Source organism: Neisseria sp. 20925_1_37, from assembly GCF_041433255.1.
Taxonomy (GTDB): Bacteria; Pseudomonadota; Gammaproteobacteria; order Burkholderiales; family Neisseriaceae; genus Neisseria; species Neisseria flavescens_D.
The window spans coordinates 38,811-52,622 of record NZ_JAPWBC010000004.1 but is presented as its reverse complement, the minus strand read 5'-3'; the positions used below and the strand labels follow the sequence as shown (position 1 = coordinate 52,622).

Here is a 13,812-nt window from a genome sequence, read left to right as displayed (position 1 = left end):
GCATTTCCCTCAAATTAACTGTACAGAGGCGTAGGTTGGTTTTCAGGCCAGCTGATATAGACGGTTTCGTCCCAAGTCGGCGGCGTAATGTTGCGCACATACCAATAAGGTGCGGGAACTTGGCTCTTAACGACACGGCCGTTGGCGAGTTTGATGTGGTAAATCGCGAAGCTGCCCAAGTAGGCAATTTCTTTAACCGTGCCTTGGGCCCAGTTGTGTGCGCCCAAGTGTTCTGGTTTTTCTTTATGCAAATCAATGTCTTCAGGGCGGATGCTGATCCAGATTTCATGGTCGTTCGGAACGCCCAAGCCGTGGTCGATGCGGACGTGGTTTTCCAAGCCGTCACATTTGACGATAGAGAAATCGGCGCGGTCGTCAATAACGACGCCATCAAAAATATTGGTTTCGCCGATAAATTCAGCGGTAAAGCGACTGTTAGGGTAGTCGTACACATCGCTAGGTGTGCCGACTTGGCGCAATTGGCCGTCGGACATAATGGCGATACGGGTAGCCATCGTCATCGCTTCTTCTTGGTCGTGGGTAACCATGATACAGGTTACGCCGACTTGTTCCAGCGTATTGACCAATTCCAGTTGGGTTTGTTGGCGCAGTTTTTTATCGAGTGCGCCCAAAGGTTCGTCAAGCAGCAGGATTTTTGGACGTTTCGCCAGGCTGCGCGCCAAAGCGATACGTTGTTGTTGACCGCCGGAAAGTTGGTGCGGCTTGCGTTTGGCGTATTTGGTCATTTGCACCAGGCGCAACATTTCTTCGACGCGGGCGTCGATTTCGCCTTTAGGCATTTTGTCTTGTTTCAGGCCGAAAGCGATGTTTTGTTCAACGCTCATGTGCGGGAACAGGGCATAGCTTTGGAACATCATGTTGATTGGGCGTTCATACGGGGCAAGCTTGGTAATGTCTTGACCGTCGAGAATGATTTTGCCCTGATTGGGACTTTCCATGCCTGCCAACATGCGCAGCAGTGTGGATTTGCCACTGCCTGAGCTGCCCAAAAGGGCGAAGATTTCATGTTGATAGATGTCCAAGTCGATGTTATCGACAGCGTAATTGTCACCAAACTTTTTCACCAAGCCTTGGATTTGCAGATAAGGTTTGGCTGAAGACGCAGTGGTTGCGGTCATAATGGCAATACTCCAAAAAGAAAGACGAGTACCGGCAAAACGGATTTTCGAATGGGTGATAAAAAGCTGTTTGATTGCTGGCGGGAGTCGGACGGAGGCCGTCTGAAACTCTTGTAAAGCGCACGGGCAGCGTGGATAGAAAGCAGTTTAAGCCTAAGCTTTTGCTTTCGGCAAACTCAATATTATATTAGCCTAAGCCTCATAGGGGCAATATGAAATTGCTCGTATCGGCTGATTTGAAACAAATAGGAAAGGAAAGGCAGGCAGGGGAACAAGATAGTAAAAATGGGTAACGTTGTTTTTCTGCACAAAGGGGTTTAATTATTATTTATATGTCTTAAATAATTATTCAGAATAGAATAAAATACGCAAATTGCATTAATTTTAATAAAATCGTGCGGATTGCGTTTTATGCGGGCAAGATGGTTTTGTTCTAAATAAAAACTAAATCCGCTATATGAATAAAAAGTGAAAACATGAGCATTAAAGAATGGCCTGAAGGGGAGCGGCCGCGTGAGAAGCTGTTGGAGCGTGGCGCGGCGGCGTTGAGTGATGCGGAGTTGCTGGCGATTTTGCTGCGTGTCGGAACACGCGGCATGAGCGCGGTTGATTTGGCGCGTTATTTGTTGAGCGAGTTCGGTAGCTTGGGAAAGCTGATGAGTGCGGATACCAAAACACTTTCTGCTTGCAAGGGCATGGGTTTGGCGAGCTATACTCAATTTGCAGTGGTCAAAGAAATCGGGCGGCGGATTTTGGGTGAAGATTTGCAGGAGCAGATTGTTCTGTCAAACCCGAAATCGGTCGCGGATTATCTGCGCCTGCATCTTGGGCATGAAAAAATCGAGGTCAGCGTTGCTTTGCTGCTCAACCGTCAAAATCAATTGATTGCGGTACGGGAATTGTCGCGCGGTACGGTGGCGGAAAATACGGTTTATATCCGTGAAATTGTCAAATTAGCATTAGATGAATACGCCGACAGTTTGATTTTGGCACACAATCATCCGGGCGGTTCGGCAAGGCCGTCAGAATCTGATGTGCAGTTTACAGAGCGTTTGAAACAGGCTTTAAGTTTGGTGGATATTACGCTCTTGGACCATTTTATCGTGACGGCAAAAGAAACCTGCTCTTTGCGCGAACAGGGCTATATGTAAGGATGAATGTTCAGACAGCCTCAGTAGGATTCCGAGGCCGTCTGAAGGATTATTGCGTTACTTCATCGGATGATTCTTCTTTGTGGATGATTTCTTCCGATTTTGGCTTTTCTTTGCTCTTTTCTTTTTCTTTGTCCTTGTCTTTTTTGCCGTCAGGAATGGCGGCATCAATCACTGCCCCCGTTCCTTTGACAACTAATTTCCCGGCAGTCAGGACGGTTGTGGCGGCTAAATCGACAGCCGCGCCTACAACGCAGCCGTTAAGCGTCAGACAAAGGGCAAGTGCCGGAAGCAGGCGTTTTGTGCATCTCAATGGCTGCATCCGCAGTGTCCTTCGTGATGATGGTCGCATCCTAGTGCTTCTTGCCAAGCATCATCATCGCCGTCAAATTCTTCAACTTCGTCAAATTCACCATTTTCTACCATGCTTACCAGCTCTTCCAAGCTTTCTGTGCCTTCTACCCAAAAGCAGGGAATATCGGGTGGTGTGTCGGGGGCAAGCAGGGCAGCTTGTTGGTCGTGCCAAGCAATCCAGTAGCCGTTTTGCGTTTGTACGAATACGGCATCGGGATGAATGGTTTCGTTTTCGGTATTGACCAGCATTCTGTCAGCGATATCGGTTTGAAAAGGTAAGGTTTGCATGATGGTTTGAGAATATGGGAAAAGGAAGTATTGTAACATGGCAAAAACAAACGCACCGTCTGCGTCAGGCGGTGCGTTTGTATCTCGGCAGCTTGGTGCGGTCAGTTTAGAGTGTCAGCCGCCCCGGGAATGTCATTCCGTCAAGATTATTTGTCGTCGTTAGCCAAAACGAAGCGGTAAATAGCAGCGCCAACTGCTGCGCCGGCAATAGGAGCCAACCAGAACAACCACAATTGTTCAACAGCCCAGCCGCCTTGGAACAAGGCAACACCGGTAGAACGTGCAGGGTTAACGGAAGTATTGGTTACAGGAATGCTGATCAAGTGAATCAGGGTCAGACCCAGGCCGATGGCGATAGGAGCGAAGCCGGCCGGAGCCAGTTTGTCGGTAGAACCCATGATGATGATCAGGAAGAATGCGGTCAGTACGAATTCAATCAGCAAAGCGGCCATCATGTCGTAACCGTTAGGAGAGTGCTCGCCGAAACCGTTGCTGGCAAAGCCGGAAGCAACAGCATCAAAACCGGTTTTACCGGAAGCAATCAGATACAGAACGCCTGCAGCGGCAATCGCACCGATAACTTGGGATACGATGTAAGGCAACAGGTCTTTACCGTTGAAACGGCCACCGATGAAAAGGCCGACGGAAACGGCAGGATTGAAGTGGCCGCCGGAAATGTGGCCGACGGCGTAAGCCATGGTCAGTACGGTCAAACCGAATGCCAAAGCGACACCGGCAAAGCCAATGCCAAGTTCTGGGTAGGCTGCTGCCAAAACTGCGCTGCCGCAGCCACCGAATACCAGCCAGAAAGTGCCGAAAAATTCTGCAAAATATTTTTTCATTTGTTTTTCCTCGTAAAGGGTGGGGTGTTGCCGAAGGCATGAATCATAATAATATTGTTTCTAATCGAAAAACAGATTTACCTGTTTTTTCCGGTCTTGACAAAAGGCCGTCTGAAAATGGCGACAAATGGATAGAGGGATATATCTTGCAGGTCGAGTTTTATTTATTGAGGCTGGGTTTATTTAATAGTAGAGCAAATGCCGTTAATGCAAAAGCATTTGGTTTTGTTGGTAATATTATTTACAGATTATTCATTTAATCGGAATCTTTGAACCCATTATCTGATTTTAAAAGGCCGTCTGAAAAGTTTTCAGACGGCCTTGATTTAAGCGAGGATAAATTAATCCAGATGGTCGCTGCTTTGCGCCAAGATGGTGCGGTTGCCGTTGTTTTCCGCCGGGGAAACAATACCGTCGGCTTCCATTTGGTCAATCAGGCGGGCGGCGCGGTTGTAGCCGATGCGCAGTTGGCGTTGGATATTGGAAATGCTGGCCTTACGCGATTTCAAGACAACGGAAACGGCTTCGTCATACATGGGGTCGAGGTCGCTGTCGTTGCTGCGGCTGGCACCGGTAAAGTCCTCGGTCGAACCGCTGCTTAAAATATCGTCGATATAGTCAGGCGCGCCGAATTGTTTCAGGTATTCCACTACGCGGTGTACTTCATTATCGGATGCGAACGCGCCGTGTACGCGTTGCGGATAACCGGTGCCGGGCGGCAGGAACAGCATATCGCCTTGGCCGAGCAGGTTTTCCGCGCCCATTTGGTCAAGAATCGTGCGGCTGTCGATTTTGCTGGACACTTGGAAGGCAATGCGTGTCGGAATATTGGCTTTAATCAGGCCGGTAATGACATCCACGCTTGGGCGTTGGGTGGCAAGAATCAAATGGATGCCGGCTGCGCGTGCTTTTTGGGCGAGGCGGGCAATCAGTTCTTCAATTTTCTTACCGGCGGTCATCATCAGGTCGGCAAATTCATCTACGATGACTACGATAAACGGCAGTTTTTCCAATGGCTCAGGGTCTTCAGGCGTGAGGCTGAACGGGCTGCCGATTTTTTCGCCACGAGCGGCGGCTTCGGCAATTTTTTGGTTGAAGCCGGCAAGGTTGCGCACGCCCATAAAGCTCATCAGGCGGTAGCGTTTTTCCATTTCGTTGACGCACCAGTTCAGCGCGTTTGCGGCCAGCTTCATATCGGTTACGACAGGGGCGAGCAGGTGAGGAATGCCTTCGTAAATGCTTAATTCCAGCATTTTCGGGTCAATCATAATCATGCGCACGTCTTCAGGCGTTGCTTTGAAGAGCATGGACAGAATCATGGCATTCACACCCACGGATTTACCCGAACCGGTCGTACCGGCAACCAGCAGATGCGGCGCTTTGGCCAAGTCTGTCACAACAGGCTGGCCGGTAATGTCTTGGCCGAGCGCGAGGGTCAGTTTGGATTTGGATTCGGTAAACGCAGGCGAATTGAAGATTTCGCTCAGGCGGATCATTTGGCGTTTCGGATTAGGCAATTCCAAGCCCATGCAGGTTTTGCCGGGGATGGTTTCCACCACGCGGATGGAAGCCACGCCAAGCGAGCGCGCCAAGTCTTTTTCAAGGTTCAAAACGGCACTGCCGCGTACGCCGACATCAGGCTCAATCTCATAACGCGTAATGACCGGGCCGGAATAGGAGTCCATCACTTTGACTTTAACTTTGAACTCGGCCAGTTTTTCTTCGATGGTAATGCTGTTTTCCAGCAACTGTTCTTCAGTTTGCGAGGCGCTTGGGTCAAACTGTGGCGGCAGAAGCAGGGCAGTAGTCGGCAGGTGTGCCTCGGTAAGTGTTGCCGAAGCTGGAATAGCTACACTTGGCGTACTCTCTTGAATGCTTGGTTCTACGGTTTGAACAGGCGTTTCAACGACTGTCTGTGTATATTCAGACGGCCTTGCGATTGTTTCAACAGATTCAAAGGGTTCAATGGTTTCAACCGCTTGAATAGCTTCTGCTTCCGCTTGTACAGGCGCTTCCGGCTCACCATCGAATTCTGTTTCTTCGACGGCAGATTCGCTGATTAAATAATCGCGGATACTGCGTTCAGGCTGATTGCTAACGTGCGCATTGACTTGCGAATCAAAAATCGGCACTTGGATTTTATGTTCAAAAGCAGGCGGATCGGGGATATCAATCGGCGCAATCGAGGTTTGGAAAACGGGCAGCTCGGGAATATCGGTTTTAGCCATAGGGACAACCGGTACGGCAGGCGGCTCGACTACGGTTGCGTTTGGTGCGGCAGGTCGGGAGATATAAGGGGATTTTTTAACAGGAGCAGCCGGTTTCGGACGGGACGGTGTTGCCAGTGTGGCAGGTTGTGGTGCAACAGCTTCCGTGGCAGCTCGTTTACGCGCCCATCTTTCGGCGGCCGCTTCGGTATGGCGAACTTGACGGCGCAGGCTGGCAGGACGGCTGATTTGTCCCAAGTTGGCCAGAATTTCGTCATTTTCGATGGTGCGCGGAGAGTAGTCGCGCAATGGGGCGACGGCCTCAGCCAGTTTGTGGCGTGCGGCGGTACGGCGGGCAAGGTTGTCGTGAATATCTTCGGCTTGGATTTCAGAAGGGAATGCCTGCATGGAAGTATAGGGGAGGATGGCTTCTTTTTCGGCAGTTCTTAAGGCCGTCTGAACGGTTTCGATATGCGGCGTATTGGCTTCTGCCACGCGGACATTATTGGCACGCGCCAAGGCACGCTCGCGTGTGCGGCGCAGGATAGGGTCGTTGTAGTCGATGATTTCCATGCCTGTCATCGGCAGGGACGAAGCGCGCAACAATGGAGTTTCAACTTCGTCTTTGTAAATCGGCGCATTTTTTTCGGCCAAATGCTCGTTCCATTCTTCAACCGCTGCTTCGTGCAGGGAACGGGTGGCTTCTTCTAATGTGATTTCTTCAAAATTACTGTTTTGCACCAAAGACGGGCTGTATTCGGGCGTTTCCATTTGTGCAAACGGCGTAATTTTAGGAATACGTTCCGGTTTGGCAGATTTGCGGGTTTTAGGCGCAACTTTGATTTCTTCTTCGGTTGTTGCGATGTGTTCCGGCTCTTCGGCAACTGGTTCTGCTGCGTGCTCTTCGTTTGTTTCGGCGCGTTGCATTTTATTGTGTTCAAGCGCGGAAAGCAGGCGGATACGGGCAATTTTATGGTTGTCGGCAGTGCGCTTGTTCATGCTGAACAAACGTTTCAGGCTGTCCAGTTGGTCGGAAAAACCGACCGAGCTGTCTTCTTCGTTTATTTCTTGTTCGTCGCCACTGAGTCGGGCCAATTCTTGGCGCCACTTTTGCTCTTGTTTCTGGCGCCACCAGAACAAGCCGGCTATGACAGCCAGCAGAATTAAAGCCAATATTGTCCAAAGCATGCGTCCATCCCCTTAATTAAACGGCAAAGTCCGTTATTCTAACGCTTTTTTCGGGTAAACAAAACCAGCCGAAACAAGCTTTAACGGCAAAGGCAGACAGGATTGTCAAAGCTATGGCTTGAGACGCGTATAATAGACCGTCTGAACATTTTGCGGATGAGATGATGATTTTTCAAAACGGATGGTTTCCCGTCGGTGTTGTGATGGCGGCATGGCCTGTGTTGCTGGTGATTTTTGCTTTGTGTGCAAAGCAGGCATGGGTGTCGGTATCGCAGCATCGTTCCGCTTTTTTGGTGGCTGCCGTGATGTTGCCGCTGGCTTGGAGTTTGAATGCCTCCCCGGAAAGCGGACAACTGGCCGGCATGAGCTATCATTTGCTCGCCTTGAGCCTGACGGCTTTAATGCTGGGCACCTCTGCTGCTTTCTGCCTTGGCGTTTTACTATTTTTTCCGTATTTGTGGCTTTGGGGCGATTGGCATATGTTCCCCATCAACGCCTTGTCCGTATTGCTTCCGCCTTTGTTGGTGAACTTGGGTTTCCGCCATTGGGTGTCGCGTTTGCCTGCCAATATCTTTATCTTTATTTTTCTGAATGGTTTTTGGGCTGCGGCGGTCGGAATGGTGTTTACCGGCGTAATTTTGGTCGGCTTGTTGGACTGGGCGGATGTATTTGATACGACGGTATTATGGAAAACCGCTTTTCCTGTTTTCTTCTTAATCGCTTGGGCGGAAGCATTTTTGAGCGGTATTTCAACAGCCATTTTTATCGCGCTCAAGCCGCAATGGATTTGTACTTTCGATGATGACAGGTATTTGAAATCCGCGCCTAAGATTTGGCAATAAGATATGAAGGCATCCTTACTTGGTTTTCAGACGGCCTAAATGACCGGATGGCCTGTTTTTGAATTGAATGTTTAACTTATTATGTTTGCTTATATTTTTCCCATTGTTTGCGGTGCCGCTGTCGGGGCTGTATTGCGTTGGCTGTTTGGCTTGGTGCTGGTGTCTTCTGCGCCTTTTTCTATCGGTACATTGGCGGCAAACTGGCTGGGCGCGCTGCTGATCGGCGTATTGGCGGAACTCTTAACCGATCCGCAATGGCGTTTGCTTTGGATTACCGGCTTTCTCGGCAGCTTGACCACATTTTCAGGTTTTTCAGTGGAGATGGTGGGTTTGATGCAGGCGCAACGTTGGGGCATGGCTTTGATGGCAACCTGTCTGCATGTTTTCGGTTCGTTTGGTTTGACGGCACTGGGGATTAAATTGGCGCAGATTTGGAAGTAAACAAAAATAACAGGGTGCAATTTTGCACCCTGTTATTTTTTATAGGAATTTAATCAATGCCAATAGGCAAACAGACGGTTTCTTGACAATAGGTTTTGCCGGACTCGCTTAAATGTGCCGGTTTGTAGGCGGCAAAGGTGTAGGTCAGGTCTGCGCGGAATGTGTCGGGATCGGCTTCGGCGGTGTCGCAGTTGAGGCCGGTGGGAATATCGAGGGCGACTTTCAGGCCGTCTGAATGATTGAGTTGGCGGCAGAGGGCGGCGATTTCTGATGGAAGTGCGCCGCTGAAGCCTGTGCCGAATATGCCTTCGATAATGATGTCGTAACCTTTTTTCAGACGGCCTTCCAGTTCTTGGACGGATATCAATTCAATATGGGGTAAACCATTGAGGCGTTCGCGATTGGTTTGAGCCAAGGGGGAGAGGTTTTCTCCGAGTGAAAACAGAATATCGATGTGCCATCCTTGCGCCTGCATATATCTTGCCATGACTAAGCCGTCGCCGCCGTTGTTGCCTTTGCCGCAAACGATCAGGGCGCGTCCGGCTTGAGGATAACGCTGTATGAGGTCTCGGGCGGCAGAGCTGCCGGCATTTTCCATCAGTTGGTCGAAGCTCGTGCCTTTATCGACGGCTGCTTGCTCGCGTTCGCGCATCTGGGCGGCGGTATAGACTTTCATGATCGGCTCTCTTTGCAGGAAGTTATTTGTCGGCGGTATTCATCAGGCGCAAGGCTTTCAGACGGCCTATTTCTTTTTGATATTCCACCAGTCCGATGAATGTGCCGTCTCGGCTGTATACACGGATGGGCTGCTCGGTGGAAATGTTTTCGGTGAACTGGGGACGTTGGCCGTGTTTGAGCATGGTAACGGCGTAGTCGTTTAGCTCAAGTTTGGGGAAATGTTGCACCAAGACATCGCAAGGCAGCAGCAGGGCATCGCGTTCGGCTTCGTCCAATTCTGCCAAGGCTTCGAGCGTGTGGCTTTGGGTAATGGTAAAGCCGGCGGTTTCAGTACGGCGCAGGGCGGTCAGGTGGGCGAATGTGCCGATGTGTTTGGCGATGTCTTCGCTGAGGGTGCGGATATAAGTGCCCTTGCTGCAACGTACGTCTATCACGGCTTTGGGTGCATCAAATTCAGTGATATCAATGGAGTAAATCGTAATATCGCGCGCTTTGCGTTCGATAACGATGCCTTTGCGTGCGTATTCGTACAGCGGTTTGCCTTCGTGCTTGAGGGCGGAAAACATCGGCGGCACTTGGCGGATATCGCCCGTTAAGTCTTGGCAGGCCGTTTGAAATTCGGACAATGAAATATCGGCGCGTGCGGTGGCGATGATTTCGCCTTCGGCATCGCCCGTGCTGCTGGCTTCGCCCAGTTTCAGCGTGGCGGTATAGGCTTTGTCGGCATCAATCAGATATTGGGCGAACTTGGTCGCTTCGCCGAAGCAGACGGGCAGAAGCCCCGTGGCCAAAGGATCGAGTACGCCGGTATGCCCGGCTTTTTCGGCACGGAACAAGCGCCGCGCTTTTTGCAGGGCGGTGTTGCTGGAAAGTCCTTCGGGTTTGTCGAGAAGAAGAACGCCGTTGACCGGGCGTTTGGTGGGTTTGGTTGTCATAGCGTTTTTTTAAGGAACATGCCGTCTGAAAAAAGAGTTTTATATTTTCAGACGGCATTTTATTATCAGTTGAACCATTTAAAGCGATAAGTTGTCCGCTTGATTTTTATAAATGGAAATGAAGAAACTTCAGAAACCTCTACAGATTTTGGTTGCATGGTTTGCTTTGCCAATGTTGCGGTTACCGTTACACTTTTGAAAAGTTGGTCTGCATCTATCAGTTCTTTCGTAGTTACCTTATCTGTTTTCAAGAAGCTTTCGTTGCCGATATCAGCAGTCTGATCTATATTAACTTGAGATTGGTATCGTAATGTTATCTCTTGATCAGTCTGATTTATCAATTGATAAGAACTTGTTTGAATATACGGCATGCCTAAGATAGAAAAATTTTTCTGAGATGGGGCAGGTAGTTTGTCAGGGTTAATATCCGCCCAAAGCCATATCCAGTAACTCCATGGATTGTCCATCTTTTTTTGTTTTATGGCATTTTGTATTTCTAGATTGTTTAATTCCTCCAAGTCATCTTTACTAATACTTTTCTTCTCAAGGCTTATTTTCTTTGATTGAGTGTAAAAATCTTTCCAGTTGATAATATCAACAGCTTGTCCTGATTGATTAATTAGTAAAACAAGGGGTGGCAGAGTTTGTGAAGAGAGTACATCTTCTTCGCTAGGTTTGTAATCATTGATAGAAATAATATTACGGTTGCCGTAAGACAGTACAAAGTTGCCTATTCCCCGTTTGGTTAATTGAATGAAATACCTATACTCTATCACGTTGGATGAAACATCATTTGTTTCTGTCACGCCAGATGGAATATCAGTTATCTCTGTTACTTCGGCTTTATTTTGCTTCCAATTAAAAGATAAAGGCGTGGAAAAGGCATAGGACGCTGTTGCAAATAAAATAGATACAAGCCATTTTTTCATCATAGATTTCTTAATCTTCAACCGGTTTTTCCGCCGCCACTTGGTCGATCAGGCTGGAAATGCTCATGCCGCGCTCCAACGATTCGTCGTATTTGAAGTGCAGCTCGGGCGTTTTGAAGAGTTTGATGCGTTTTGCCAATTCGCTGCGCAAATGGCCTTTGGCGTGTTCCAAAGCTTCTTCGGTGATGTCGCGTGTGCTGTCGTCGAGGACGGTGTAGAACACGGTTGCGTGGCTGTAATCGCGGGTGACTTCGACTTCGTTGATGGTGATGAAGCCTGCGCGCGGATCTTTCAGGCCGGTGCGGACGAGTTCGGCCAGTTCGCGCATGATTTGTTCTTTGACACGGTCTTGGCGGGCGTAGCCGCGTTGGGGTTTTCTCATGGTTTTCCTTGATGTATGGCAGGCTGTCGTTTTCAGACGGCCTGCGGTTTGGATTTTGAACAGCTGCCTATTATAACGGAGCGCGGTTTATTGTGCTTGAACCGAGAAAGGCATATCGATTTTTTGCCATTGCGCGCTTTCGTAGTCCAACGCATCGGCGATGAGGGGGTGTTGCTCCAGCCATTGGGCGTTGATGCGCAAGATAAAGCTGTGGTTACTTTCATCGATGCGAAGCTGGGTTTGCGGCGGTAAATCGAGCGGCAGGCGCGAGCGGCAGAAGAGGGCGGCCAGACGTAGGGACAATACGGCACACCACATGATTTCGTTGTCGCCGATAATGTCCGCCATTTTCTTGAGGTCGCCGCGATGGCCGATAACCAGTTGCGCCAAAATGGTTTGCTCTTTGCGTGAGAAGCCCGGCATATCGGCGTTTTCGAGAATGTAGGCGGAGTGTTTGTGATAACCGGTATGGGCGATATCCAAACCGATTTCATGCAGACGGCCTGCGCGGCTGAGGTATTGGTTCCACAGGGCAAGTTCTTGAACGGTTACGTTTTTGGCGTGGCACAGGCTGTTCATGAAGGCTTGCGCGGTATCGGCAACGCGTTTGGCTTGGTTGAGGCTGACGTGGTAGCGTTTTTGGAACTCTGCCGTTGTCTGCTCGCGCATATCGACATTGAGGCTGCGGCCGATTAAGTCGTAGAACACGCCGTCGCGGAGGGCGGCTTCGGTAACGGTCATTTTGGTCAGTGAGAGTTCGTCGAAAGCGGCCATCATCACGGCCAATCCGCCCGCAAAAACTTCGACGCGTTCGGGTTTGAGGTTTTCAAATTTGGCTTTTTTAACCGAACCGGCTTCGATAATCCTATCGGCAAGATAACGCATGCCTTGGGCGGTAATGTCGGCTTCCTGCGGCAATTCGGCCGCCAAAACGTCGCGTATGGATTTGGCCGAACCGGACGTGCCGATGGCGAAATCCCAACCGGTGCGCTTCATCAGTTTGCTGATGCGTTGGATTTCGATACGCGCGGCGGAAACGGCAGCTTGGAAATCTTTGGCGGTCACTTTGTTTTGGAAGAAGCGCATGCTGTACGTTACGCAGCCTAAAGGCAGGCTTTCTGTGGTCAGCGGTTGCAAATCCGAGCCGATGACAAATTCGGTCGAGCCGCCGCCAATGTCGATAACCAGCATTTTGTCACCTTTGGGCGGTAGGGTATGCACTACGCCGGTGTAAATCAGACGCGCTTCTTCGCGGCCGGCAATGACTTCGATGGGGAAACCCAGCTCCGCTTCGGCACGAGGCAGGAATTGGGCGATGTTTTTGGCGACGCGGAAAGTATTGGTGGCCACCACGCGCACGTTTTCAGGTTGGAATCCGCGCAGGCGTTCGCCGAATTTTGCCAAACATTCCAAGGCTTGTTCTTGAGAGGCTTCGCTCAGGTTTTTTTGTTCGTCCAAGCCGGCGGCAAAGCGTACCATTTGTTTGAAGGAGTCGATGACTTTCAGCTGGCCGTTGTTGTTTTCACAAATTTGCAGGCGGAAACTGTTGGAGCCCAAATCGACGGAGGCTAAAACGTTGGCGGGAGTGGTGGTCATAAAAAATACCGCTTGATTAGAAAAACCTAAATGTTACTTGAGGCGGTATCACTTGACAATAAAAGGAATACAGCTCTTTGATTCTGCTCATAGATGTATTTTATAATGCTGATTTTAAGCAAATATATCAAAGGCCGTCTGAACTTTTCAGACGGCCTAAAAAGAGAAAACACATGAAATCGGAAAACCAAGATTCCTTATTTTTATCGCGCCGCCGCCTGTTGCAAGTCGGCGGAGCCATGCTTTTGACGCCTGCGGCCGCTCGGGCGGGGGCGCAACGTGAAGAAACGCTGGCCGATGATGTGGCGTCCGTGATGCGTAGTTCGATCAATAGCGCCAGCCCTGCGCGGCTGGTGTTTACCGATGCAAGGGAAGGGGAGCGTTGGTTGGCGGCGATGTCTTCCCGATTGGCACGCTTTATTCCCGATGAAGGCGAGCGCCGCCGCCTGCTGATCAATATCCAATACGAAAGCAGCCGCGCCGGACTCAATACTCAAGTGATTTTGGGTTTGATTGAAGTGGAAAGCGCGTTTCGCCAATATGCCATCAGCGGCGTGGGTGCGCGCGGTTTGATGCAGGTGATGCCGTTTTGGAAAAACTATATCGGCAATCCGTCGCACAACCTTTTCGATATCCGCACCAATCTGCGCTACGGCTGCACTATTCTGCGCCATTACAACAATATCGAAAAAGGCAATATTGTCCGCGCATTGGCAAGGTTTAACGGCAGCTTGGGCAGCAACAAATATCCGAATGCTGTATTGGGCGCGTGGCGGAATAGATGGCAGTGGGGTTGAGCGGCTTGCGATTTGCCCCATGCAATTCCTTTGAATCCTGTAT

At 49.9% G+C, this 13,812-nt stretch carries 14 protein-coding genes; 4 read left to right on the top strand and 10 right to left on the bottom strand.

What is annotated here, in order from left to right; translation table 11 throughout:
• Nucleotides 1–14 precede the first annotated feature (14 nt).
• Nucleotides 15–1,139 (bottom strand): ABC transporter ATP-binding protein, encoded by a 1,125-nt coding sequence (locus tag O3661_RS04270; protein ID WP_063076462.1) that lies wholly within the window; start codon nt 1,137–1,139, stop codon nt 15–17.
• A gap of 476 nt (nt 1,140–1,615) precedes the next feature.
• Between O3661_RS04270 and radC the strand changes: the two genes are divergently transcribed.
• On the top strand, nt 1,616–2,290 hold the full coding sequence (gene radC / locus O3661_RS04265; protein WP_371492408.1) for a DNA repair protein RadC: 675 nt from the start codon (nt 1,616–1,618) through the stop codon (nt 2,288–2,290).
• A gap of 49 nt (nt 2,291–2,339) precedes the next feature.
• Here the strand turns inward: radC and O3661_RS04260 are convergent, their stop codons facing one another.
• The 4 genes from O3661_RS04260 to O3661_RS04245 form a co-directional block, all read right to left on the bottom strand.
• The gene (locus O3661_RS04260) at nt 2,340–2,612 is read right to left on the bottom strand and encodes an NF038104 family lipoprotein (RefSeq protein ID WP_070826810.1); all 273 of its coding nucleotides are present in this window, start codon (nt 2,610–2,612) and stop codon (nt 2,340–2,342) included.
• Nucleotides 2,600–2,932 carry a hypothetical protein gene (locus tag O3661_RS04255; RefSeq protein WP_371492523.1) on the bottom strand — a complete coding sequence of 111 codons (333 nt, stop codon included), beginning with the start codon at nt 2,930–2,932 and terminating at the stop codon, nt 2,600–2,602. Before O3661_RS04255 ends, O3661_RS04260 begins: the two co-directional genes overlap by 13 nt.
• 146 nt (nt 2,933–3,078) lie before the next feature.
• On the bottom strand, nt 3,079–3,774 hold the full coding sequence (aqpZ, locus tag O3661_RS04250) for an aquaporin Z (RefSeq protein ID WP_063067881.1): 696 nt from the start codon (nt 3,772–3,774) through the stop codon (nt 3,079–3,081).
• Nucleotides 3,775–4,115: 341 nt separating this feature from the next.
• Nucleotides 4,116–7,169: a DNA translocase FtsK gene (locus O3661_RS04245; protein WP_371492407.1), complete on the bottom strand. Its 3,054-nt coding sequence runs from the start codon at nt 7,167–7,169 to the stop codon at nt 4,116–4,118.
• A 164-nt stretch (nt 7,170–7,333) separates the two neighbouring features.
• On the opposite strand from O3661_RS04245, the gene O3661_RS04240 reads away from it, so the two are divergent.
• Nucleotides 7,334–8,011: an energy-coupling factor ABC transporter permease gene (locus tag O3661_RS04240; protein WP_371492406.1), complete on the top strand. Its 678-nt coding sequence runs from the start codon at nt 7,334–7,336 to the stop codon at nt 8,009–8,011.
• Between the two features lie 81 nt (nt 8,012–8,092).
• Nucleotides 8,093–8,452, top strand: coding sequence for a CrcB family protein (locus tag O3661_RS04235; protein WP_003679592.1), 360 nt, complete (start codon nt 8,093–8,095; stop codon nt 8,450–8,452).
• Between the two features lie 49 nt (nt 8,453–8,501).
• Here the strand turns inward: O3661_RS04235 and O3661_RS04230 are convergent, their stop codons facing one another.
• The 5 genes from O3661_RS04230 to ppx form a co-directional block, all read right to left on the bottom strand.
• Nucleotides 8,502–9,128: an NAD(P)H-hydrate epimerase gene (locus O3661_RS04230; RefSeq protein ID WP_371492405.1), complete on the bottom strand. Its 627-nt coding sequence runs from the start codon at nt 9,126–9,128 to the stop codon at nt 8,502–8,504.
• Between the two features lie 22 nt (nt 9,129–9,150).
• Nucleotides 9,151–10,065: a tRNA pseudouridine(55) synthase TruB gene (gene truB / locus O3661_RS04225; RefSeq protein ID WP_371492404.1), complete on the bottom strand. Its 915-nt coding sequence runs from the start codon at nt 10,063–10,065 to the stop codon at nt 9,151–9,153.
• Nucleotides 10,066–10,130: 65 nt separating this feature from the next.
• Nucleotides 10,131–10,994: a hypothetical protein gene (locus tag O3661_RS04220; protein ID WP_371492402.1), complete on the bottom strand. Its 864-nt coding sequence runs from the start codon at nt 10,992–10,994 to the stop codon at nt 10,131–10,133.
• Between the two features lie 10 nt (nt 10,995–11,004).
• Nucleotides 11,005–11,376: a 30S ribosome-binding factor RbfA gene (gene rbfA, locus O3661_RS04215; protein WP_003685554.1), complete on the bottom strand. Its 372-nt coding sequence runs from the start codon at nt 11,374–11,376 to the stop codon at nt 11,005–11,007.
• A gap of 87 nt (nt 11,377–11,463) precedes the next feature.
• On the bottom strand, nt 11,464–12,972 hold the full coding sequence (gene ppx, locus O3661_RS04210) for an exopolyphosphatase (protein WP_371492401.1): 1,509 nt from the start codon (nt 12,970–12,972) through the stop codon (nt 11,464–11,466).
• Nucleotides 12,973–13,145: 173 nt separating this feature from the next.
• On the opposite strand from ppx, the gene O3661_RS04205 reads away from it, so the two are divergent.
• Nucleotides 13,146–13,769: a lytic transglycosylase domain-containing protein gene (locus O3661_RS04205; RefSeq protein ID WP_371492400.1), complete on the top strand. Its 624-nt coding sequence runs from the start codon at nt 13,146–13,148 to the stop codon at nt 13,767–13,769.
• Nucleotides 13,770–13,812 lie beyond the last annotated feature (43 nt).

Excerpts from the sequence above, each read along its gene's own strand:
- O3661_RS04270 (WP_063076462.1), bottom strand. The coding sequence starts at position 1,139 with ATGACCGCAACCACTGCGTCTTCAGCCAAACCTTATCTGCAAATCCAA.
- radC (WP_371492408.1), top strand. The coding sequence starts at position 1,616 with ATGAGCATTAAAGAATGGCCTGAAGGGGAGCGGCCGCGTGAGAAGCTG.
- O3661_RS04260 (WP_070826810.1), bottom strand. The coding sequence starts at position 2,612 with ATGCAGCCATTGAGATGCACAAAACGCCTGCTTCCGGCACTTGCCCTT.
- O3661_RS04255 (WP_371492523.1), bottom strand. The coding sequence starts at position 2,932 with ATGCAAACCTTACCTTTTCAAACCGATATCGCTGACAGAATGCTGGTC.
- aqpZ (WP_063067881.1), bottom strand. The coding sequence starts at position 3,774 with ATGAAAAAATATTTTGCAGAATTTTTCGGCACTTTCTGGCTGGTATTC.
- O3661_RS04245 (WP_371492407.1), bottom strand. The coding sequence starts at position 7,169 with ATGCTTTGGACAATATTGGCTTTAATTCTGCTGGCTGTCATAGCCGGC.
- O3661_RS04240 (WP_371492406.1), top strand. The coding sequence starts at position 7,334 with ATGATTTTTCAAAACGGATGGTTTCCCGTCGGTGTTGTGATGGCGGCA.
- O3661_RS04235 (WP_003679592.1), top strand. The coding sequence starts at position 8,093 with ATGTTTGCTTATATTTTTCCCATTGTTTGCGGTGCCGCTGTCGGGGCT.
- O3661_RS04230 (WP_371492405.1), bottom strand. The coding sequence starts at position 9,128 with ATGAAAGTCTATACCGCCGCCCAGATGCGCGAACGCGAGCAAGCAGCC.
- truB (WP_371492404.1), bottom strand. The coding sequence starts at position 10,065 with ATGACAACCAAACCCACCAAACGCCCGGTCAACGGCGTTCTTCTTCTC.
- O3661_RS04220 (WP_371492402.1), bottom strand. The coding sequence starts at position 10,994 with ATGAAAAAATGGCTTGTATCTATTTTATTTGCAACAGCGTCCTATGCC.
- rbfA (WP_003685554.1), bottom strand. The coding sequence starts at position 11,376 with ATGAGAAAACCCCAACGCGGCTACGCCCGCCAAGACCGTGTCAAAGAA.
- ppx (WP_371492401.1), bottom strand. The coding sequence starts at position 12,972 with ATGACCACCACTCCCGCCAACGTTTTAGCCTCCGTCGATTTGGGCTCC.
- O3661_RS04205 (WP_371492400.1), top strand. The coding sequence starts at position 13,146 with ATGAAATCGGAAAACCAAGATTCCTTATTTTTATCGCGCCGCCGCCTG.